General features: G+C 72.3%; 24 protein-coding genes and 3 pseudogenes. 9 read left to right on the forward strand and 18 right to left on the reverse strand.

Features of this window, described 5'->3' with window-relative positions; genetic code table 11:
• Nucleotides 1-6: 6 nt before the first annotated feature.
• The 6 genes from P0R35_RS05380 to P0R35_RS05405 all read left to right on the forward strand — a co-directional run bounded on the left by P0R35_RS05380 (nucleotide 7) and on the right by P0R35_RS05405 (nucleotide 3,326).
• The gene (locus P0R35_RS05380; RefSeq protein WP_284014184.1) at nucleotides 7-492 is read left to right on the forward strand and encodes a DUF309 domain-containing protein; all 486 of its coding nucleotides are present in this window, start codon (nucleotides 7-9) and stop codon (nucleotides 490-492) included.
• Between the two features lie 64 nt (nucleotides 493-556).
• Nucleotides 557-1,588, forward strand: coding sequence for a M42 family metallopeptidase (locus P0R35_RS05385; protein WP_284014185.1), 1,032 nt, complete (start codon nucleotides 557-559; stop codon nucleotides 1,586-1,588).
• Between the two features lie 102 nt (nucleotides 1,589-1,690).
• On the forward strand, nucleotides 1,691-1,849 hold the full coding sequence (locus tag P0R35_RS05390) for a hypothetical protein (RefSeq protein WP_284014186.1): 159 nt from the start codon (nucleotides 1,691-1,693) through the stop codon (nucleotides 1,847-1,849).
• 40 nt (nucleotides 1,850-1,889) lie between these two features.
• On the forward strand, nucleotides 1,890-2,081 hold the full coding sequence (locus P0R35_RS05395) for a hypothetical protein (RefSeq protein WP_284014187.1): 192 nt from the start codon (nucleotides 1,890-1,892) through the stop codon (nucleotides 2,079-2,081).
• Between the two features lie 72 nt (nucleotides 2,082-2,153).
• Nucleotides 2,154-2,591 carry a hypothetical protein gene (locus tag P0R35_RS05400; protein ID WP_284014188.1) on the forward strand — a complete coding sequence of 146 codons (438 nt, stop codon included), beginning with the start codon at nucleotides 2,154-2,156 and terminating at the stop codon, nucleotides 2,589-2,591.
• A 6-nt stretch (nucleotides 2,592-2,597) separates the two neighbouring features.
• Nucleotides 2,598-3,326 (forward strand): DUF7546 family protein, encoded by a 729-nt coding sequence (locus tag P0R35_RS05405; protein WP_284014189.1) that lies wholly within the window; start codon nucleotides 2,598-2,600, stop codon nucleotides 3,324-3,326.
• Between the two features lie 36 nt (nucleotides 3,327-3,362).
• Here the strand turns inward: P0R35_RS05405 and P0R35_RS05410 are convergent, their stop codons facing one another.
• From P0R35_RS05410 to P0R35_RS05430, 4 genes and pseudogenes are all read right to left on the reverse strand, one after another.
• Nucleotides 3,363-3,632, reverse strand: a complete 270-nt coding sequence (locus P0R35_RS05410) for a cytochrome C oxidase subunit IV family protein (protein WP_284014190.1) — start codon at nucleotides 3,630-3,632, stop codon at nucleotides 3,363-3,365.
• Between the two features lie 10 nt (nucleotides 3,633-3,642).
• Nucleotides 3,643-6,179: pseudogene (locus P0R35_RS05420) on the reverse strand (cbb3-type cytochrome c oxidase subunit I).
• Nucleotides 6,176-6,979: a cytochrome c oxidase subunit II gene (gene coxB, locus P0R35_RS05425; protein WP_284014193.1), complete on the reverse strand. Its 804-nt coding sequence runs from the start codon at nucleotides 6,977-6,979 to the stop codon at nucleotides 6,176-6,178. The pseudogene P0R35_RS05420 and the gene coxB overlap by 4 nt, the downstream one beginning before the upstream one ends.
• Nucleotides 6,980-7,065: 86 nt before the next feature.
• Complete coding sequence (locus P0R35_RS05430; RefSeq protein WP_284014194.1) at nucleotides 7,066-7,584, reverse strand: DUF6789 family protein; 519 nt, start codon at nucleotides 7,582-7,584, stop codon at nucleotides 7,066-7,068.
• Nucleotides 7,585-7,709: 125 nt separating this feature from the next.
• Between P0R35_RS05430 and P0R35_RS05435 the strand changes: the two genes are divergently transcribed.
• Nucleotides 7,710-8,534 (forward strand): M14 family metallopeptidase, encoded by an 825-nt coding sequence (locus P0R35_RS05435; RefSeq protein ID WP_284014195.1) that lies wholly within the window; start codon nucleotides 7,710-7,712, stop codon nucleotides 8,532-8,534.
• Between the two features lie 7 nt (nucleotides 8,535-8,541).
• Here the strand turns inward: P0R35_RS05435 and P0R35_RS05440 are convergent, their stop codons facing one another.
• On the reverse strand, nucleotides 8,542-8,826 hold the full coding sequence (locus P0R35_RS05440; RefSeq protein ID WP_284014196.1) for a hypothetical protein: 285 nt from the start codon (nucleotides 8,824-8,826) through the stop codon (nucleotides 8,542-8,544).
• A gap of 130 nt (nucleotides 8,827-8,956) precedes the next feature.
• On the opposite strand from P0R35_RS05440, the gene P0R35_RS05445 reads away from it, so the two are divergent.
• Nucleotides 8,957-10,021, forward strand: a complete 1,065-nt coding sequence (locus tag P0R35_RS05445; protein ID WP_284014197.1) for a M20/M25/M40 family metallo-hydrolase — start codon at nucleotides 8,957-8,959, stop codon at nucleotides 10,019-10,021.
• A gap of 52 nt (nucleotides 10,022-10,073) precedes the next feature.
• On the opposite strand, the gene P0R35_RS05450 is transcribed toward P0R35_RS05445, so the two are convergent.
• From P0R35_RS05450 to P0R35_RS05460, 3 genes and pseudogenes are all read right to left on the reverse strand, one after another.
• Nucleotides 10,074-10,238 carry a hypothetical protein gene (locus P0R35_RS05450; RefSeq protein ID WP_284014198.1) on the reverse strand — a complete coding sequence of 55 codons (165 nt, stop codon included), beginning with the start codon at nucleotides 10,236-10,238 and terminating at the stop codon, nucleotides 10,074-10,076.
• An 89-nt stretch (nucleotides 10,239-10,327) separates the two neighbouring features.
• Nucleotides 10,328-11,366: pseudogene (gene trmB, locus P0R35_RS05455) on the reverse strand (HTH-type sugar sensing transcriptional regulator TrmB).
• Nucleotides 11,367-11,504: 138 nt separating this feature from the next.
• Nucleotides 11,505-12,320 carry a proteasome assembly chaperone family protein gene (locus P0R35_RS05460; RefSeq protein ID WP_284014199.1) on the reverse strand — a complete coding sequence of 272 codons (816 nt, stop codon included), beginning with the start codon at nucleotides 12,318-12,320 and terminating at the stop codon, nucleotides 11,505-11,507.
• A gap of 110 nt (nucleotides 12,321-12,430) precedes the next feature.
• On the opposite strand from P0R35_RS05460, the gene P0R35_RS05465 reads away from it, so the two are divergent.
• Nucleotides 12,431-13,453, forward strand: coding sequence for a mechanosensitive ion channel family protein (locus P0R35_RS05465; protein WP_284014200.1), 1,023 nt, complete (start codon nucleotides 12,431-12,433; stop codon nucleotides 13,451-13,453).
• A gap of 68 nt (nucleotides 13,454-13,521) precedes the next feature.
• Here P0R35_RS05465 and P0R35_RS05470 read toward each other — a convergent pair.
• From P0R35_RS05470 to P0R35_RS05515, 10 genes and pseudogenes are all read right to left on the reverse strand, one after another.
• A pseudogene (locus P0R35_RS05470) lies at nucleotides 13,522-13,710 on the reverse strand (dodecin); the annotation flags it as partial.
• A gap of 115 nt (nucleotides 13,711-13,825) precedes the next feature.
• Nucleotides 13,826-14,500, reverse strand: coding sequence for a DUF2238 domain-containing protein (locus P0R35_RS05475; RefSeq protein ID WP_284014201.1), 675 nt, complete (start codon nucleotides 14,498-14,500; stop codon nucleotides 13,826-13,828).
• Entirely contained in the window at nucleotides 14,497-15,135 is a 639-nt protein-coding gene (locus tag P0R35_RS05480; RefSeq protein ID WP_284014202.1) for a hypothetical protein, read from the reverse strand. The genes P0R35_RS05475 and P0R35_RS05480 overlap by 4 nt, the downstream gene beginning before the upstream one ends.
• Before the next feature lie 74 nt (nucleotides 15,136-15,209).
• Nucleotides 15,210-16,205 (reverse strand): metal-dependent hydrolase, encoded by a 996-nt coding sequence (locus P0R35_RS05485; RefSeq protein ID WP_284014203.1) that lies wholly within the window; start codon nucleotides 16,203-16,205, stop codon nucleotides 15,210-15,212.
• 112 nt (nucleotides 16,206-16,317) lie between these two features.
• Nucleotides 16,318-16,911, reverse strand: coding sequence for a mechanosensitive ion channel domain-containing protein (locus tag P0R35_RS05490; RefSeq protein ID WP_284014204.1), 594 nt, complete (start codon nucleotides 16,909-16,911; stop codon nucleotides 16,318-16,320).
• 93 nt (nucleotides 16,912-17,004) lie between these two features.
• A complete protein-coding gene (locus P0R35_RS05495) occupies nucleotides 17,005-17,247 on the reverse strand; it encodes a DUF5816 domain-containing protein (protein WP_284014205.1) in 243 nt (80 codons plus the stop codon).
• Between the two features lie 74 nt (nucleotides 17,248-17,321).
• On the reverse strand, nucleotides 17,322-17,690 hold the full coding sequence (locus P0R35_RS05500; protein WP_284014206.1) for a HesB/IscA family protein: 369 nt from the start codon (nucleotides 17,688-17,690) through the stop codon (nucleotides 17,322-17,324).
• Nucleotides 17,691-17,755: 65 nt separating this feature from the next.
• Nucleotides 17,756-18,538, reverse strand: a complete 783-nt coding sequence (locus P0R35_RS05505; protein WP_284014207.1) for a class I SAM-dependent methyltransferase — start codon at nucleotides 18,536-18,538, stop codon at nucleotides 17,756-17,758.
• Between the two features lie 78 nt (nucleotides 18,539-18,616).
• A complete protein-coding gene (gene hisD, locus P0R35_RS05510) occupies nucleotides 18,617-19,897 on the reverse strand; it encodes a histidinol dehydrogenase (protein WP_284014208.1) in 1,281 nt (426 codons plus the stop codon).
• 108 nt (nucleotides 19,898-20,005) lie between these two features.
• Nucleotides 20,006-20,764: a protein sorting system archaetidylserine synthase gene (locus P0R35_RS05515; protein WP_284014209.1), complete on the reverse strand. Its 759-nt coding sequence runs from the start codon at nucleotides 20,762-20,764 to the stop codon at nucleotides 20,006-20,008.
• Between the last annotated feature and the right edge of the window lie 46 nt (nucleotides 20,765-20,810).

Consider the following 20,810-nt stretch of genomic DNA (forward strand, 5'->3'; position numbering starts at 1 on the left):
GCAGGCATGGACGACCACACGCGCGACCCGAGCGTCGCGCCGCCGCTCGGGAACCCGACGGGGTGGCGCCGCGAGGAGCGCGTCTGGGAACACGCCACCCTCCGCCGGGCGACCGAACACGGGGTGCGGCTGTTCAACGCCGGCGACTACCACGAGAGCCACGACTGCTTCGAGGACGAGTGGTACAACTACGGCGGCGGCTCCACCGAGAGCGCCTTCCTCCACGGGATGGTGCAGGTCGCCGCCGGCGCGTACAAACACTTCGACTTCGAGGACGACGGCGGGATGCGCAGCCTGTTCGAGACCGCGCTCCAGTACCTCCACGGCGTCCCCGGCGACTTCTACGGCGTCGACGTCGACGACGTGCGCGACACGCTCCGGCACGCCCTCGAGGACCCCGCGGTGCTCGGCGGCTGGCGGATCGAGCTCGACGGCCAGCGCGCCGAGGCGTACGAGGCCGACTACGAGTACGCCGCGTCGCTGGGACACTGAGCCGGTCGCCCGACTCGATCCCCGCCACCCGCGCGCTTTTCGTCGGCGGGCCGGACGCACGGGTATGCACGGCTTCGACCTGCTGCGCGAACTCACCGAGGCACACGGCCCCGTCGGCCACGAGCGCGAGCCCCGCGAGACCGTCGTCCGGGAGTTCGAGACGAGCGTCGACCGCGTCCGCGTCGACGCCATGGGGAACGCCGTCGGCACCGTCGAGGGCGACCCGGACGCCCCGGAACTGCTGATCGCGGCACATATGGACGAGATCGGGTTCGTCGTCCGGCACGTCGACGACGAGGGGTTCGTCCGCGTCCGCTCGCTGGGCGGGTGGAACGCCGAGGTGCTGCGGTCGATGCGGGTGCGCGTCCACGCCGACGACGGCGACGACCCCGTCGACGGCGTGATCGGCGCGGTGCCGGCGCACGTCCGCGACACCGACGGCGAGCAGGCCGTGACCGGCGTCGCCATCGATCTGGGCCTCGACGCCGCGGCGGCGCGCGAGCGCGTCGCCGTCGGCGACGCGGTGACGGCTCGTGCGCCGACCGAGCGGATCGGCGACTGCGTCGCGGGCAAGGCGCTCGACGACCGCGCCGGCGTCTGGGCGGTGCTCCGGGCGGCCGAGCGCGCCGCCCCCGCGGGGACGGTCCACTTCGTCGCGACGACCCAGGAGGAGGTCGGCCTGCGCGGCGCCGAGGGGCTCGCCGTCGACGCCGAGCCGGACCTCGCGCTCGCGGTCGACGGCACCCTCGAACGCTCGACGCCCGGCGTCGCGCCCGCGGACCGCGTGACGACGCTCGGCGACGGCGTCGGGATCAAACACCTCGACGCGACGGTCGTCCCCACGCCGGCGGTCGTCCGGCGGCTGGAGGCGCTCGCGGACGAACGGGGGATCCCGTACCAGCGCGAGGTCGCCGAGAACATCGGCACGGACACGGGCGCGCTCCAGACCGCGGCGGGGTCGACGCCCGTCGGCGCGGTGTCGGTCCCCGTTCGGTACCACCACTCGACCGTCGAGACGGCCCACGTCGACGACCTCGCGGCGACGGTCGACCTGCTCGTCGCCGCCGCGGAGGCGGGCGCGGACGGCCTGCGCTGAGCAGGCCCGGGCCGGGGTCGCCTCCGCCGGCGGCGGACGGGGAACGGTCGCGTGGGAATCCGCGACACGGTGAACCGTCGGCGGCGCGAACGTCGACCGCTCATGCCGAGCGACCCCGACCGGCTGTTGCGCGCGGGACTCGTCGTCGTCGCCGCGCTCGGGCTCGCCTCAATCGGCGTACTGGGGTACGTCGCCGCGACCGCCGGGGACGCCGACGACGCCGCGCCGATGCGCGCCGTGGAGTGGGGCTCGACCGCGTGAACGACACCCACGTCGGGGTCGTGCACGCGGGGGTCCCGCGGTGCCGACGGCCGACCTCCGCGTCACCGTCGACGGCATCGAACGACGGCCGGCGTGGGGCGCCGCGCGGATCGCCGAGGGCGACGCCGGCACCGTGCGCGCGGACCCGGGGTCGCGTGTGTCGCTGTTGTGGGACCGCTCGCGCGTGGACACGGTCGTGCTGGCCCGCTGGACGCTCCCGGCGACCGGGTGAGGGCGACACCGGCTTTCCAGTGCTAGGCAATATCTGCCAAACGTTATGCTCGGCGCTCCCGAACCCTCCCCCATGACAACGACGGCCTCCCTCGTCACCACCGTCGTCACCGGCGCGGTGCTCGTCGCCGTCGCTGCCTACGCCGTCCGGGCGTTCCCGTGGCAGCGGCTCCCCACCCGGGCGGCCGCGGCCCCGGGCAGCGGCGCGGGCGCGACGGCCGCGCTCCCCGGCGACACCGCACGGCCCTCGTGGGCGCCGGTCGCGCTCGGCGGGGTCGCCGTCGTCGCGCTCGGCGCCGGAGTGGGCGCGGCGCTCGTGCCCACGACGCCCGTGCTCGGGGCGCTCCTCGGGCTGTTCGCGGGGCTGATCGCGCTGTACGTCACGTGGGGGTCGTACCACATCTGTCGCGCCCGCGGCATGACGTACGCACAGGCGGTCGGCGTCGGGGTGTGGATCCTCGCGATGGTGTTCCTCGTGGGCGTGGTCGCCCGACTCGTCCTCGGCGGGTGATCCCGCGTGTCGGGTGACCCGGCGACGCGCGAGGGCGGCGCCGCGGAGCGGCGCTGGCCCGCCGGCGGCGTCCCCCTGCCGTCGGTCGGTCGACTCGGGGTCGCGCTGTGGGCCGCGGTGCTCGGCGTCGAGGCGGCGCTGCTCGTCGCGTACTTCTCGCTCGCCGACGCGACGGTGCTCCGCCTCGGCTACGTGCTCGCCCCGTTCGTCTGGATCGACGCCGGGATCTGGGCGGTCGCGCGGACCGACCCGCCGCCCGCGCCGCGGCGGCGCCGGCTCGCGGCGGGCACGCTGGCGACCGGCTACTTCCTCCTGTTGCTCGCGGTCACCGGCTTGCTCGGTCCCGGGTCGGGCGGCTCCGTCGTCTGGCTCGAACTCGGGGGCGGCTCGCCGGGGTGGGGGCCGGTGATCCGGTACGGCGGCGCGCTGGTGTCGGTCACGTTCGTCCCGTTCCGCGTCGTCGGCTACCTCGCGCTGGCGTACCTCGTGTACGTTGCGACGCTGGAGGCGAGCGCGGCCGCGCTGTCGGGCGCGCTCGGCCTCGCCGCGTGTGTGAGCTGTGGCTTCTCGGTGGTGCTCTCGCTGGTCGCCGGGCTCACGGGCGGGTCGGCCGCGGCGCTCGGCGCCGTGTACGCCGCCTCCGTCGAGGTGTCGACGGGCGTGTTCCTGCTCGCGGTGCTGCTGTTGACGCTCGGGCCGGACGCCGGGCGACGACTGGCGAAGCGACTCCGGTGACCCGGTCGAGCACCCCGCGGGGGCGGCGACGGCCCCTCAGAGGATCGAGTACGCCGCCGCGGCCGTGAGCGCGAGCGCGCCGAGCAGGCCGGCGGAGACGACGAGCGCCACGCCGCGAGGCTCGAACTTGAGGTGCTGGTAGTAGCCGACGACGAACAGCGCCTTCACCGCCGACAGCACCATGATCGCCGCGAACGCCGCCCAGTACGTCTCCTCGAGGAAGCCCGCCCGCTCGATGAGCACCTGTACCGTCGCGAGGACGAACAGGACCACGTAGATCGCCGTGTACACTTTGGTGGATGTCATTGTGGGTGCCTCACAGGATGTAGAACAGCGGGAACAGGAACAGCCAGACGACGTCGACGAAGTGCCAGTACAGGCCGAAGTGCTCGATGGGCTCGTCGTCGCCCATGTACGCCCCGCGGGACGCGCGGCCGATCATGTACAGCGTGACGAGGAGGCCGACCGCGACGTGGGCGCCGTGGAGCCCCGTCGTCAGGTAGAACGTCGACGACGCGATGTTCGTCGAGAGGTCCCAGCCGTTCGGGAACGCCGCCCCGTGGACGTGGAACAGGTGCTGCCACTCCAGCGCCTTGTTGATCAGGAACGCCACGCCCAGCCCGAACGTCGCCACGAGGCTCCCGACGAGCACGCGCGGCCGCTCCTCGCGCGCGGCCACCATCGCGATGACGACGCTGAAACTGCTCGTCAGCAGGAGGTAGGTGTTGATCAGTCCGGGCAGCGGGACGTGGGCCGCGGGGATCAGGTCGTGCCACGCCTGCCAGCCGTGGGCGACGCGGACGAACGCGTACGCGCCGATGAACGCCCCGAACAACACCACGTCGCTCGCGAGGAACACCCACATGCCGAGTTTGGTGTTCTCCACCTCCGCGAACGGCCACTGGGCGGCCCACTCGACGACGGGCCCGCCGAACGGCTCCATCGTCATCGCGACGAGCGCGCCGAGCGTGACGACCGCGCCCGACACCAGCAGTCCGAGGTAGACGCCGCCGGCCGTCCCGTCGACGAACGACCCCTGCCGGATGCCCGAGGCGCCCAACAGGGTGAGGAACGCCCCCGCGGCGACGATCACGGGCCAGACGCTCGCGTGGCTCTCGTGGCGGTCGTGGCCCGTCTCGACGGCCGTCGCGGGCGGCGTCACCCCTCGCGGCGGAGGAGCGTCCCGCCGTCGGCCGCGGCGGCGGCCGCCCCGCCGGCGCCCGTCGACTCGGCGCGCACCGTCGCCTCGTCGAGGTAGCGCAGTTCCCCCTCGGTGTAGTCGGGGTAGCCGTCGTAGTTCTCCAGCGGCGGCGGCGACGACACGGTCCACTCGGCGGTGCTGGCGTACTCCCAGGGGCTCGCGGACGCCTCCTCGCCGGCCCACGCGCTCCGGTAGAGGTTGTAGAACATGACGAGGAACGACGACCCCAGCAGGAAGCCGCCGACCGTCGCCAGTTGGTGCCACGGCTCCAGCGACGACTGGTAGGCGAACACGCGCCGCGGCGTCTCCCAGGCGACGAACATCGGGAAGTACAGCAGATTGAAGCCGACGAAGTACATCGCGAAGTGGACCTTCCCGAGGAACTCGTCGTACATCCGCCCCGTGAACTTGGGGAACCAGTAGTAGATGCCGCCGATCAGCGCCGTGACGCCGCCGACCATCACGTAGTGGAAGTGGGCGACGACCCAGTAGGTGCCCCGGAACTCGTAGTCGAGGACGACCGCGCCGAGGAACACCCCCGTGATCCCCCCGAGGATGAAGAGGACGAGCGCGCCGAAGTTGAAGAGGAACGGCGTCGAGAAGCGGATGTCCCCCTTCTTCAGCGTGTAGATGAGCGCGAACACCATCAGGTCGAACGGCAACGAGATGCCGATGGTGGTCGCCATGAACAGCGTCTTGACGTTCAGCGAGATGCTCGTCAGGAACATGTGGTGCATCCAGACGAAGAAGCTCTGCACCGCCACCAGGACCATCGCCGCGATGAACCACTTGCGGCCGACGATGCGGCGCCCGGTGAACGTCTGGAACACCTCCGCCATCACCCCGAGCGCGGGGAAGAACACGATGTACACCTCCGGGTGACCGAAGAACCAGAACAGGTGGGTCCACAGCAGCGCGCCGCCGGGACTGCTCTGAGCGAAGTACATCGTCCCGAGGAGCCGGTCCGACGAGAGGACGAGCAGCGCCGCCAACAGCGCGGCGAACGCGAACAGCATCATCCAGACGGTGAGGAGGATCGTCCACGTGAACAGCGGCATCCGCCACAGCGACAGCCCCTTCGCCCGCATCCGGTGGATCGTGGTGATGAAGTTCACCCCGCCGACCGTCACCGAGGCCGTGAACAGGATCAGCGCGAACACCGTCGTCGTCGCGCCCAGACTCGGCATGAACGTCGGGACGTTCAGCGGCGCGTACATCGTCCACCCGCCCGAGAACGACGTGCCCTGGAAGAACGACACCCCGAACAGCAGCCCGGAGAACAGGTACAGCCAGTAGCTCAGGGCGTTCAGTCGCGGGAACGCGAGGTCCTTGGCGCCGATCTGCAGCGGCACGACGTAGTTCGCCAGCCCGATGGCCAGCGGCGAGAGGAACCAGAACACCATCAGCAGGCCGTGGGCCGAGACCGCCTGGTTGTACGCGACGGGGCCGAGCAGCCCCTCGCCGGGCGCGCGCGACACCCACAGCTGACTCCGGACCAACAGCGCCAGCACGCCCCCGAACACGAGGAAGAACAGCGAGGTGCCGACGTACAGCAACCCCACGTCCTTGTGGTTCGTCGTGACGAACCACCGCTTCAGCGTCGTCGCGTCCGGCAGCTCCGGGGTCGCGAGCCGGCTCGCGCCGTCGCTCACGCGCCCACCCCCTTGGCGGTCGTCGGGAGACGCGTCGGCCCGTCGGAGACCGTCGCGTTCGGGGCGCTCGCGTTCGCCGGGCCGGCGCTCGCGGACGTGTTCGCGTACCACGCCTCGTAGTCGGCCGGCTCCATGATCACCACCTCCGTGTCCATGAACGAGTGGCCCGACCCGCACAGCTCGTAGCAGTGGGCGGCGTACGTGCCCGGCTCGTCGGCCACGAACCAGGTGCTCGTCGTCTGGCCGGGGATGGCGTCCGTCTTCACCCGCAAGCCGGGGACCCCGAAGTTGTGGAACACGTCCCGCGAGGTGACCGTGAGGTGGACGTCGGTGTCCGCGGGCGCGCGCAGGACGGTGCTCCGGTGGCCGTTGGGGTACACGAACGTCCACGAGAACTGACCGCCGATCACCTCGACCTCCAGCGCCTCCGGGTCGGCCGCGCTCCGCCCGGGGTCCTCCACGTACAACAGCGTGAGGTACGTCCACGAGATGAGCGAGACGACGACGACCGCGCTCAGCCCGAAGGAGACGAACAGCTTCCCCCCGCCCTCGCTCCCCCGCGGGAGCTCCCCCAACACCGGCCGCGACACGTCCCCGTCGTCGTGTTCGGCGCCCCGGCGGTACTGGAACGCCTTCAGTCCCATGTAGCCGAGGACGACCGCGCCCACCAGCGTCCCGAGCACGAGGAACACCTCGAAGATGCTGTCGAACACCTGTACCCGGGTGCCTCTGGGCACGAGCCCGCCCCCGCCCGTGTGGAGCGGGAGCGCGAGACCACGCACCGTGTCACACGGTACCATTGTTCAGAGTTTGCGGCAATACTTGTTAGCGCTATCGACCATCTCACGACCGTGGGAGCGCCGACGGGTCCGGCGCGGCCGTCGGCTCAGACCCGGTGTTGCGGGATCCCGACCGTTCGGTCGAGGACGCCCGCGAGCACGGCGCCGTACACCCAGTGGGCGACGAGCGAGACGACGAGGAACGCGCCGACGGTCGCCGCGCCGCCCTCCGGCCAGAAGGCGGGCACGAACCCGGTCCAGAAGATCGTCGCGAACGTCGCCCCCCTGACCGCGCGCGGCCGCTCCGGCGGGAGGTACGCCCCCACGACGAGGAACACCGTCGGAAGCAACACGGTGCCGCCGGCGACGAACAGCGCGAGCCCGAGCGCGAGCGTCGGCTCGATGCCGAGCAGTCCCGTGAGCGGGACGAACTCGACGACGGGGTCCGCGCTGAACAGCCCGAGCGCCGCCGGGAGCCCGACCAACAGCGGAAGCATCACGAGCATCCCGAGCAGGCCGCCCAGCATCGCGAAGCCGAGCACCTTCACCGTGATCGGGATCGCCAGCTCCTCCCTCGTCTCCGCGACTGTCGTCTCCCCCGCCGCGAGCTCGGTCGGTTCGCTCATGGTCGGGGAGCGGTTCGTCGCGTCGGCTGTTAAACGCTAGCACACCGCATATTCATCTGACAGCGGATCGACCACGAACCGGCCGGAACCACGTCGCTCAAATGCATCCACCGCGGACACGGTGTATGCGTATCCACCAGCTCGGAGACGGGGTCCCCGAGGTGGCCGTCGTGGCCGGGATCCACGGCGACGAGCCGTGCGGTCCCCGCGCGGTCGAGCGGCTCCTCGCGGAGGGACCGGCCGTCGACCGGCCGGTGAAGCTCGTCGTCGCCAACGAGGCCGCGCTCGACGCCGGCGTCCGCTACGTCGAGGAGGACCTCAACCGCGTGTTCCCCGGCGACCCGAACGGCGACACGCTGGAGTCGCGCCTCGCCCACCGCCTGATGGCCGAACTGGAGGGGTGTACGGTGCTCGCGCTCCACTCGACGCAGTCGACGGCCGAGCCGTTCGCCGTCGCCGAGCGGGTCGACGAGATCGCCCGCGCCGTCGTCCCGCATCTGGGCGTCTCGAAGCTCCTCGAGACCGAGGGGCTCGCCGAGGGGCGGCTGATCCAACACCCCCACACCGTCGAGGTGGAGTGCGGGCTCCAGGGGAGCGAGGCGGCCGCCGAGAACGCCTACCGGCTCGTCCGCGGGTTCCTCGACGCGACGAACGCGCTGACGCGCGACGCGGACGCCCCACGGGCGGCCGACGGCGGCACCGAGGCGGGCTCCGGCGTCGACGTGTTCGAGCTGGTCGACCCCGTGCCGAAACCGCCCGCCGAGACGTACGAGGTGTTCGCCGAGAACTTCGTGGAGGTGTCCGCCGGCGAGCGGTTCGCCGCCGCCGACGGAGAGGTGTTCACCGCCGACCGGTCGTTCCACCCGGTGTTGATGTCGCCGTACGGCTACGAGGACCTGTTCGGCTACGCCGCCGACCGCGCGGGCCGCCTCGGCGACGGCACCGCGTAGGTCGTCGTCAGGCTTCGACGGCCTCGTCCAGTTCCTCCAACTCCTCGATCGGTTCGAGGTCGTCGCGCAGCAGTTTGCGGACCCCGACGCCGACCAGCACGAGCACCACCAGCCCGACCACCGCGCCGACCGCCTTGCCGGCGCCCGACCCCGACGACTCCTCGTCGCCGCCGATCTCGACGTCGGGCTCCTCCTCGTCCACCTCGTCGTCCGCGCCGCCGCCGATCACCGACGAGGGGCTGAAGTCGAGGCCGTCGTGTACGTGCAGTTCGAACAGCGTGATGTCTGCCATGCGTATCGGAACGCCCGCTGAACTGTTATTCGTTTGGGTGGTTCCTGCGAACACGTGACAGCGGCGCGAACCCGCCCCGGGGACGGGGCCGACCGTCGGCTTCAAGCGACCCCCGTCCCCCCGTCCGTCCATGGACACGGAACGACGCGCGTTCCTCGACGAGCTGTTGACGACCCCCTCGCCGTCGGGCTTCGAGACCGACGGCCAGCGCGTGTGGGTCGAGTACGTCCGCGCGTTCGCCGACGAGGTGACGACCGACGCGTACGGCAACGCCGTGGCCGTCCACGAGGGCGGCGGCGACGGCCCCGAGATCGCGTTCGCCGGCCACGCCGACGAGATCGGCTTCATGGTGCGACGGATCACCGACGAGGGGTTCCTCAGACTCACCCGGGTCGGCGGCGCCGACCGAACCGTCTCGAAGGGCCAACACGTCACCGTCCACGCCGCCGACGGGCCGGTCCAAGGCGTGATCGGCCAGACCGCGATCCACCTGCGCGACCCGAGCGACGACGAGGTGGAGGACGTCGCCGAGCAGTTCGTCGACGTGGGCGCGAGCGACGAGGGCGAGGCGCGCGAGCTGGTGGAGGTGGGCGACCCCGTCACGTTCTCCTCGACGGTCCACGACCTCCACGGAACGCGGCTCACCGCGCGGGGCATGGACAACCGCGTCGGGACGTGGGCCGCCGCGGAGGGGCTGCGCCGCGCGGTCGCGGCCGACGTCGACGCGACGGTGTACGCGGTCTCGACGGTCCAAGAGGAGGTCGGCCTCAACGGCGCGGAGATGGTCGGCTTCGACCTCGACCCCGACGTCGCGGTCGCCGTCGACGTCACCCACGCCACGGACAACCCCGACGTGAACGCGGAGTCCCGCGGGCCCGTCGAACTCGGGGGCGGTCCCGTCGTCGCCCGCGGGTCGGCGAACCACCCGACGGTCGTCGACCTCGCGCGCGCCGCCGCCGACGGGGCGGGGATCGACTACCAACTGCAGGCGGCGGGCATCCGCACCGGCACCGACGCCGACGCGTTCTTCACCAGCCGCGGCGGCACGCCCGCGCTCAACGTCGGCATCCCGAACCGTTACATGCACACGCCCGTCGAGGTCGTCGACACCGCCGACCTCGTCGCGGTCGCGGACCTGTTCGGCGCGATGGCCGAGCGCGCGCCGGCGTTCGCGCCGTTCGCGGTCGACGTCTGAGGGGGCCGTCCGCCCGCGGCCGGCGGCGCGACGCGGCGTCGACGCGGGCCGGTCAGACGCGGTCCCACTCGTAGAACCACCACGCCGCCCCGAGCAACAGCAGCCCCGCGCCCAGCGCGGAGGTGGCCGGCTCCGGGAACACGAACAGGAGGAAGCCGACGACGAGCACGGTCGACGGGGCGATGTCGTCCGACAGCGACGACCACGAGAGATCCATGTTCGTCCCCGACGTCGCGGGGGGGACTTGGGAGTTGTCGCCGCGGATCGGGGGACGGACCCGACCGGGAGGGGAGCGACCCGACGACCCTACCGTCGGTCGAGTTCGATCTCCTGCCCCTCGATGTCCTCGAAGGCGGCGACGAGGCCGCCGACGCTGACGTTGCCGCCCTCGGGGTCGGCGACCGTGAACGAGGCGACCTGCTCGGAGGCGTCGTACTCGTACTCGACGACCGGGCCCTCCACCCCGGATCTCGTTGCCCGTCTCGACGTCCCGGCCGGTGATGACGGCGCTGAACTCGCCGCCGACCTCGTGGATGTCCTTCACGGCGCGGCGGATGGAGGCGTACGTGCGCGGGAACGGCCGGTTCTCGCCGTCGACCGCGATGGTCTCGGCCGTCGACCACAGGACGGTGCCGAAGAAGCCCGAGACCAGGAAGCCGAGCGCCGAGCGGTTGAAGATGACGCCGTAGCGGTCGCGGTCGTCGCGCAGGGCGTCCTGCGTCGCGTACACGGAGTACTCGCCGTCGGCGACCGCGAGGACGGGCGTCGTGATCCCGCGCCGCCCGCGGGCCTCGGTCGCGACCGCGTCGTAGTCGAACTCGTCGGGCGAGGGCGCGCGTGCGGCCGGCGTGACGAGCAGTTCGACGGCGACGCCCTCCTCGATGCGTCGCTCCAGCGGCTCGCGGAACCGCCGCAGGAGGTCCGGCGTCAGCGACACCGCCAGTTCGTACTCGGCGGACTCGATCACCTCCTCGAGGTACCGGAGGATCGTCGAGCGCGACTTCACGAGCGACACCGCCTCCGTGTCCCGCGTCGGCGCGGTGTAGCGCGCCTCCAACTCGTCGACCATCTCCGACAGCGACGAGCGGATGTCGCCGAACGCCTCGTCGGGGTCGACCGCGACGATCTTCATCGGGCGCGACTCCCGCAGCTCCACCAGCCCGCGGTCCGAGAGGCTCCGCACCGTGTCGTACACGCGGGGCTGGGGGATGTCGGTCTCGCTGGCGATCTCGGAGGCCGTCAGCTCGCCGTGCTCCAGCACCGCGAGGTACGCGTCGATCTCGTACTCCCCGAGGTTGAAGCGCTCGCCGACGCGCTCCATCGTCGTCCGCAGGTCGTCGGTCATATCTCCGGATTCGGCGCCAGCACTAAGGGTTTTACTGAAAACCGAGTTGTACCGCGTTCCGGAACGCCGTATTTTCGCTGCGGGCGGGTCGGTCCCCCGGCGCGGGGCCGTCGCGGCCCCGTGGGGGCGCGCCCGGCGTCACATGTACATGCGGTCCGGCGGCTGCTCCTCCTCGGCGTGGTCGGCCAGCCGTTCCGCCAGCGTCCGGTAGTACTCGCCCACCTGCGTGGCGAACGACTCCAGCGGCGCGGTGTCGACGCCGAGTTCGTACACGTGTTCGACCGCCTCGACGAGCCTGACGGCGGCCTCCACGTCGGGGACCTGCGCGTGGACCGGCGTGACGAACACCGCGACCTCCAGATCCGACTCCATCGCGCGCGCCATCAGCGCCGCGTTCGTCCCGTCGAGGAAGCCGTTCGCCATCGGGGGGACCGGCCAGTCGTCCTCGGCCGCGGCCGCCGTGTCGGCCGACTCCCCGTCGGAGGGGGACGCCTCCGGCGGCTCCGTCGGCACTTCCGGGAAGTGGCGCGCGCGGTAGTCGTCGCTCGCGACGAAGAACGCCCGGTGTTCCTCGGGGCCGTGGGCGAAGGGGACGCCCGAGAGGACGGCGACCTCCTCGACGCCCGCCGACTCGGTCCACCCCAGTACGGCCTTCGAGAACGGCTCGGCGAGCGTCCCGGGGACGAACAGCTCGCCGACCAGCACCGTCACGTCGAGGTCCGGTCGCGAGAACAGCCGGGTCGGGTAGCGCGGCCGACCGTGTTCGAACGGCGTGATGGTGGGGACGCCGTCGGCGCGGATGTGGCCGGTGCGCTCCAACTCGAGGTGGTCGACGAGGTAGTCGGCCGCGGTCAGTCCCGCGAGCCCGAACTGCGAGAACCCGGCGATGACCGTCTCGGAGGGGTCGGCGTCGGTCGCCACGTGGAAGCTCGCGTCGCCCGCTTGGTAGTCCATGGCCGTCGCTTCGACCGTGCCCGTGTTAGCCCTACCGGGGCTCCCCGCGGCGCCGGCGCCGCGACCGCCCGAGGGGAACGCTTTTTCGAGCCGCCGCCGACGGCCGGGGTATGCAGACGGGGCCACCCGCGACGGCCGACACGCTCGCCGGCGTGCTGGCACAGGCAGCCGCCGACGGCGGGCTGGTGTCCACGCTGGCGAACGCCTACGAGCGGGCGCTCGGGTTCCCCGGCGTCAGCGTCGCCGTGATCCTGCTGTTCCTGGTCGTCGGCGTCGTCGCGGCGACGTACGTGGTCCGCCTGCTCGGCCGGCCGGTCGCGAAGCGGTTCGCCCGGGAGTCGGTCGCGCAGGTCGTGTTGCGCGGGGTCCGTGCCGCCGTCGTCCTGTTGTTCGGCTTCGCCGGGCTCAACGCCGCCGGCTTCGAATTGGGGAACATCGTCCTCTCCGTCGGGGTGTTCTCGGCGGTGGTGGGTATCATCCTCGCGCCGATCGTCGGCTCGGTGATCAGCGGCCTGTTCGTCCTCGCGGACCAGCCGTTCGAGATCGGCGATATGGTCGAACTCCCCGACGGGACCCGCGGGTTCGTCGAGGACATCACGCTGCGCTACACCAAGATCTTCACCGTCGACAACACCTTCGAGGTGATCCCCAACTCCTACGTGCGCGACCACCGCGTCACGAACCTCTCGGCCGAGGACGAGCGCACCCGCCTCACCCTCCCGATCCTCGTCACGTACGAGTCCGACATCGCGCGCGCCCGCTCGCTCATCGAGCGGGCGGCCGCCTCCTGCGAGGCGGTGATCGAGGGCGGGCCCGACGTCCGCATCGGCGTCGCGCGCTACCCCGCCAAGCCGACCTGCTACATCGACAGCTTCGGCGACCACGGCGTCGAGATCACGCTCCGCTACTGGGCACGCAACCCGTACAAGCCGTTGACCGTCCGCTCGCAGGTCCAGACGGCCGTGTGGAACATCCTCGAGGACGACCCCGACATCGACGTCGAGTTCGCCTACCCGCACAGCCACCTCGTGTTCGACGACACCAGCGGCGTCGCGCAGGTGGCGATGCGGGACCACGCGACCGTCGACCACGACCGCGGGACCCACGCCCACGACGACTCGACCGAGAACTGAACCGCGCGCCGTCGCAGGCGCCGGCCCGTCCCCCCGGGCCGGTCGCGCGGACGCGTTACTCCTGCAGCTTCGAACGCGACCTCGACCTCGGCCTGGTACTCGCGCCCCTCGACGGACGCGACCTCCACGCCGAACTCCTCGACCTCCACCCAGTGGACGTTGTCGAGCGTCGCCTCCGCCCGGTCGATGGCGTCGTCCGTCGCCGCGTCGAAGCTCTCGGTACTCCGGCCGATCAGCGTGATCTTCTTGAAGACCATGTGACAGGCATCGCCGGCGGACGGCAAAAAGGTACGCGCGAGAGGACACCGTCGGGAGCCGTGGGCCGGGGGTGCGGGTCCCGGTGTGGGTCCCGCCCCGCGCCCCCCGTCCCGCTCACCGCGTCCCGGAGCGGCCGTCCAGCCGCTCGGTGAGCGCGCCGACGACGTCGGTGAGGTGGGCGGTCCCCCACGTGGCGACGATCACCGCGCCGACGAGGTCGAAGATCAGGTCGAAGATGGTGTCCTCGAGACCGTACTGCGTGAGCACGCGTCCGGCGCCGACCGTCGCCGCGGCCTGCCCGATGGCGAACTCGATCACCTCCCAGAACACGCCGAAGGCGGCGACGAACACGAGGATGAACACGAACATGAACCGCGGCGGGAGGTACACCGCCTCGGTGTGTTCGTCGACCGCGCGGGCGACGGTGTAGCCGACGGCGGCGACCACCGACGACGATAGCGCGTGCGTCACGTGGTCGTAGAACGGGATGGGACTCGTCTCGTTGTAGAAGCTCTCGACGAGCCCCGGCACCCCGACGACGCCGAACGCGTGGAGGAACACGGCCGTGGTGATCCACAGCGTCAGTCCGGCGTCCATCGGGAGGTCGTACTCGCGCTCCAGTGCGGCCGGCAGGAACGTGACGCCGAGCGCGACGAGCCCGTTGACGACGACGCCGGTCGACCCGCGCTCCAGCCCGATGCCGATGAACATGAACAACAGCGCCTGCATCGCGCGGACCGCCTGTCGCTGCCGGCGCGCGGAGACGCCGAGGAGGTCGCGAACTCTCACGCCTCCGCCACCTCCACGTCGACCCGCGCGGCGCCGTCCGCGCGCCGACGGAAGTAGTACTCGAACAGCAGCCCCGCGAGCACGCCCGCGAGCGTCGCGGCGACGAAGTCCCACATCAGCGCCGTCTCGATCACCTCCTCCGGACGCCCGTCCAGCAGGTAACCCGTCCCGAGGACCGTGTCGGCGAGGTAGCGCGCGACGGCCCACACGCCCGCGGCGGCCATCGTGGTCAACGTCACGAAGAAGACGGCGAACGAGTGGCTCATCCGGACCGGAGTGAACACGTCGAACTCGACGGCGACGATGAGCGCCACCGTCGCCACCGCGAGGTAGGTCGTCACGCGGCCGGTGAACGTCATCCCGCCCACGGTCTCGCCGGCGACGAGCACGCGCCCGACCGCCGGCAGCGACGCCAGCCCGAGCACCTCCCACGGGAGCATCGCGGTCGCGTCGCGGTACGCCGCCGGCGGGACAACTGCGACGGCGACCACGCAGAGCACGAACGCGCCCCACATCTGCTCGCCGACCAGCAGCTCGCGCCCCGCCACCGCAGTCAGAAACGCCAAGATCGCCCAGCCCACCACCGCGTTCGTCCGGCGGTCCTCGACGACGGCTCGAAGCCCCGTCTGCGTCATCGTGCGCTCCGAGGGACGGCGGGGATAAAAAGTGGACGTACGTGGCCGCGCGACGCGGCGCCCGCGGTCCGCGCTCAGGCGACGCCCGCGAGGTACGCGAGCGCGTACGCGCTCGCCGCCAGCGTGACGGCGGTCAGCCCGGTGAACAGCGCCCGCTCGACCCCGGGGTTCGCGAACTCCGGGGCGAGCGCCGCGCGTCCCCGTCGGCGCACGCGGACCGGCACCGCGCCGACGACCCCCACGGCGAGCACCGAGAACACGAACGGGTACGACAGATCCAGCGTCGGCGCCGGGATGACGAACGCGCTCGCCGCGTACCCCGCGCCGGCGACCGCCCGCGGGTCGACCCGACGGGGGAGGTCGAACGGGCCGACCACCCGCCCGTCGCGCTCGGCGCGCAGGCGCGTCCAGACGATCACGGCGGCCCACACGGTCGCCAGCTCGATCGCGAACGCCCCGAGGAGGTGGAACACCGGGTCCGCCGACAGCGCGACGCGCGCGGTCAACACCTCGGTGGCGAACGGGTACAGAAGCGCCGGCGGCTCGCCGGTGAACACGTCGCCGAACGGGTGCGAGACGAGGCCGGCCAACGCGAGCCAGAACGTCGTCCGCGCCGCGATGTCGGTCCGGCGACGGATCCCCTCGCCCAGCGCCAGCGCGGTGACGACGAACGCCACCGTGACGAGCGCGGCCAGTCCGCCGCCGACGACGGCGGTGACGGCGACCAGCCCGGTCGCGAGCGCCAGCGCCGCCGCGCGCGCGCCGGTTCGGCCGTCCACCCACGCGGCCGCCGCGAGCGCGACCGCGGGGGCGACGACCAGCGAGTGGGTCACCGCACGGTGGACGACGTTGCCGGTCGCCCAGAACGACTCCGCGAGGCCGAGCGCGCCGGCACCCGTGCCGAGCGTTGAGACCACGCCCACGAGGGCGTAGCCGATGTCGACGTCGGGCGCGGCCGCGAACAGCCCCGCCACGCAGCCGAACGCGAGGGCTCGCGACGGGGGCTGTCCGCGACGGCGTGCGACGACGGCGACGAGCGCGAACGCCGCCAGCGCGTGACCCACGAACATGGAGTACATCTACCCCGTCATCGGATTTAAACTCGCGGACGACTCCGTCACACGGTGACACACGACGGGCCGAACCGGTTCGGTTCGCACGCCGAGCCGGGTCGCCCCGGGGTCAGCGGCCGCCGTCCGTCGCCGCCACGGCGACCCGTTCCGGGTCGACGTCGTCGAGCTTCGTCCACTTCTTCTCGATCTCGGCGTTCCCCCTGACGACGGTGTCGTCGTCCACCGTGAGCCGGGTCTTACGCAGTTCGATCGACTTGACCTCGCCGACGGTGCCGCCGATGTCGACGACGTCGCCGGGGTTGAAGTCCTCGTCGCGCAGGAGGTAGACGCCGGCGACGGCGTCGGCGATCATGTTCGACGTCGCGTACGAGACGCCGAGCGCGAGGAAGCCCGCGGCCGTCCCGAGCGACGTCGCGATGCCGTCGAGGCCGACGATCGAGAGGAACGACAGGCCGACCCCGAACCAGAGGAACACGGCGACGATGGTCGCGATGAACTGCCGGTAGACGGGCGACTCCCCGGAGACGGTCCGCTTGAGGAACACCTTGAGCCCCGTCATCACGAGTTTGATCCCGATCCCCGCGATCACGAGGAAGACGACGCCCGCGAGGATGTCCGGCAGGGCGGTCGTGATGTCGGTCAGGAACCGTCCGAGCGCGTCGCGGACGAGGGCCGTCCCCGACTGGAGCGGTAGCGGTGTCATGGACCGCTGTCCGAACGGATGCGACTTAGGTCCGGTGCCCGACGCCCGCTCGACGCCCCCGTGCACCCCGCCGCTGTCGCCGCGAGTGGCTCGTCACTCGTGGGCGGCGTCCCACTCGTCGGGCTTGCGGATGTTCCCGCACTCGTTGCACTCGATGCGCCCCATCGAGTCCATCGCGTTGTTCACCGTCTCGCAGTTGCCGCAGAAGTAGCCCCAGCGCACCTCGCCGGCCTCGTCGGCGTACGTGTGGAAGAACGGCGCCTTCGCCCCGCGCTCGCCGTCCGCGCGGTCGACGTAGAGGTCCCCGGCGGCCGTCTCGACGATCTCGAGGTTCATACCGTCCGGAGGGAGCCGACGCTGTTGAACATTCTGGGTCGCGAACGCGGACGGGTGTCGGGACGCGGGGTCGCTTACGTCCGGAACGACTCGCCGCAGCCGCACTCCGCCTCGACGTTCGGGTTCTCGACGTGGAAGCCGGCCGCCTGCAGGCCCGACTCGTAGTCCAGCGTCGAGCCGCCGATGTAGTTCATCGAGGCCGGGTCGACGAACACGCGCAGGCCGTGGTGTTCGGTGACGGTGTCCTCCTCCTCGGGTTCGGTGTCGAACCGCATCCCGTAGGAGAGCCCCGCACAGCCGCCCTGCTGGACGAACAGGCGCAGACCGCTCACGTCGGTGTCCATCCCCTCGCGCTCCATGAGGGAGACGGCTTCCTCGGCGGCCGCCGGCGTCACCGTGACGGCGGTGTCGAGGTCGCCGCCCCCGGACGCGTCGGTACTCATACAGGGTGAATTCGGGCACGTCCGTATAACCCTGACGCCGAGTCACACGGCTCGCCGGGAGCCGCTCACACGCGCGCCGTCGCCAGCAGCGCGCCGTCCTCGACGACGCCGGCGTCGACGTCGACCGCGCGAAAGCCCGCCCGTCGCAGCGCCGCGGTCAACGCCGCCGCGTCGAACGTCCGGATCGGCTCGCGCTCGCGGGCGACCGCCCCCTCCCCGGTCCGGTTGTCCGTGACGCGGTAGTCGGCGATCCGGACGAGGTCGCCGGTGCCGTCGCCGGCGTCGACGACGTCGACCGCGCGCTCGGCGGTGTAGCGCTCGTCGCGGAACACCGACGGGGAGTCCTCCGCGAGCGCGCGGCGGTCGGCGACGGCGTCGACGACGAGCGTCCCGCCGTCGTGGAGGTGGCGACGCAGCGTCGCGAGGCCGCGCGCGAGGTCGTCGCCGTGGAGGTGGGCGGTGAGGTACTCGAGCGACACCGCCGCGTCGAAGCGCCGATCCAGTTCCAACCCCGGCGTCGCGAGGTCCGCCTCGACCAGCGAGACGCCCTCGCTGGCGGCGACGTGATCGCCGGCGATCGACAGGAGTTCCGCGGAGTCGTCGACCCCGACGACCGCGCCGTGGCGCTCGGCCAGCGCGGGGAGGAGCCGCCCCACCCCACAGCCGGCGTCGAGGACGACCCGCGCGCTCGTCGGCACGCGCTCGGTGACCGCGAGCACCTGCGCGTCGTACCTCGCCTCCGCAGTCACCAGCAGCCGCTCGTAGATGGGCGCCAGCGTCGTGTACAGCGAGTGGTCCCCTCCCGGGTCGGCGAGGACGGCGTCACAGGCGTCCGCGAAAGTCGGCATTCGTCCGGCAATGGAGGGCCCGCCGTATAGCCGTGATGGGCACCGGAACCGTGGTCCGTCGCCCGGTCGAGTCGTCGCCTACTCCCCGTCCTCGAAGCGCGCCCGCACGCTCTCGGCGTGCGCCTCCAGCCCCTCCGCCTCCGCGAGCGTCGTCACGGTGTCCGCGAGGTCGCGCAGGCCGTCCGCCGACAGCCGCTGGACGGTCGACGACCGGAGGAACGTCTCCGTGGAGAGGCCGCCGAACGCCTTGGCGCCGCCGTTCGTCGGCAGCACGTGGTTCGTCCCCGACGCGTAGTCGCCGGCGGCCACCGGGGTGAACCGCCCGAGGAACGCCGAGCCGACGTTCGTGATCCGGTCGAGGAGCGCCTCGTCGTCGCGGGCCTGGATCGACAGGTGCTCGGCCGCGTACTCCTCGGCGAACAGCACCGCCTCCGGCATCGACCGCGCGAGGAGCACCCCCGAGGCGTCGTTGGCGAGCGCCGCCTCGATCGTCTCGGTGCGCTCTCGTTCGGGCGCCCGGGCGTCCAGTTCCGCACACACCGCCTCGGCGAGGTCGGCCGAGTCGGTCACGGCGACGACCGAGGCGTTCGGGTCGTGCTCGGCCTGCGCGAGCAGGTCGGCGGCGACCGCCGTCGGGTCGGCGCTGTCGTCGGCGAGCACGAGCACCTCCGAGGGGCCGGCGAGGAAGTCGATCTCCACGTCGCCGCGCACCTCGGCCTTCGCGGCCGTGACCCACTTGTTGCCCGGGCCGACGACCTTGCGGACCCGCGTGACCGTCTCGGTGCCGTACGCCAGCGCGGCGACGGCCTGCGCGCCGCCGACCGAGTAGACGGCGTCGGCGCCCGCCTCGTGGATCGCCGCGAGCGTCGCGGGGTTCACCTCGTCGGCCGGCGGCGTGACGACGGCGACGTGCTCGACGCCGGCCACCGTCGCGGGGACGACGCCCATCACCGCCGAGGAGGGGTAGGCGGCGGTGCCGCCGGGGACGTACACGCCGACGCGGTCGAGCGGGCGGAAGCGCTTGCCCAGCTCCCGTCCGTCGGCGAACTCGCGGGTCCAGTCCTCCGGGAGCTGGGCCTCGTGGAACGCGCGGACGTTCGCGATCGACTCGCGGATCGCCGCGAGCACGTCGTCGTCGACGGTCTCGACGGCGCGCTCGGCCTCGTCGGTGATGTCGACGTTCGCCACCTCGACGCCGTCGAACTCCCGTGAGAACGCCCGGAGGGCGGCGTCGCCCTCGTCGCGGACGCGCTCGACGATGTCGCGCACGTCGCCCCGCACCGCGTCGACGCCGGCGTCGCGCTCGAAGAACGCCCGCCGCTCGTCCGGCGAGAGGTCGGCGACCTGTCTCGGCTCCATGTCACGCCCGTGGTGGCCCGGCGGTAAACCGTTCCCGGAACGCGCGTGGGGGCGCGCCGTGCGTCACCCGTCGTGACCCGGACCGCCCGAGCCGCCGGCGGCCGCGGCTCAGGCGCCCAACTCGCGGTCGTCGGCGCCGGCCGGCGGGTCGGCCGGGTCCTCGCCGTCGCCGTCGCCGTCGACGGTCCGCCAGTAGAAGCGCGGGCCGAGCACGAGGTAGCCGAGCGCGAGGAACAGCAGCGCGAACGCGAACGACTCGCCGGCCATCCCGGTGAGGAGGATGGCGAACGCCTGGACGACGCCCATCACGAGCGCGTCCTGCGGGTGGAGGTCCGGGTAGCGCACCGGCGTCACCATCAGCGGCGCCGACACCGCCGCGAGCGCCAACACGACCGCGGGCGTGGCGAGTCCCGCCAGCACCGACGCCGCGATGACCGTCGCCGCCAGCGTCGTCTGCACCCCGTGGGTCGTCTTCGCGCCCTCGTCCTCGACGTTGTAGACGGCCAGCCGGATCACCGCGAACGCGACGTACGCCGCGGGGACGAACAGCCCGGCGGCGTACACCAGCGGCGCCGTGTCGAACGGGTACGCGCCGGTGACGGTGGCGGCGACGAGGAGGGCGGGCGCGACGCCGAACGACGCCACGTCCGCCAGCGAGTCGAGGTGGGGACCGACCGCGGTGCCGCCGTAGCGGCGCGCGAGCACGCCGTCCAGCCCGTCGGCGACCGCCCCCAGCAGGACGAGGCGGGCCGCCAGCCCGGGGTCGACGGCGACGAGCGCGGCGGCGAGCGTCCCCAGCGCGGCGTTGCCCGCGGTCACCGCGTCCGCGAGGCCGAGCCGGGAGAGGAACCGCGGCCGGTCGGTCATACCCGGGGCCACGGCACCGCTCGTCGTATGGTTTTCCATCCGGAAC

The sequence above is a fragment of the Halobaculum litoreum genome (assembly GCF_030127125.1).
In the GTDB taxonomy this organism is placed as follows: Archaea; Halobacteriota; Halobacteria; order Halobacteriales; family Haloferacaceae; genus Halobaculum; species Halobaculum litoreum.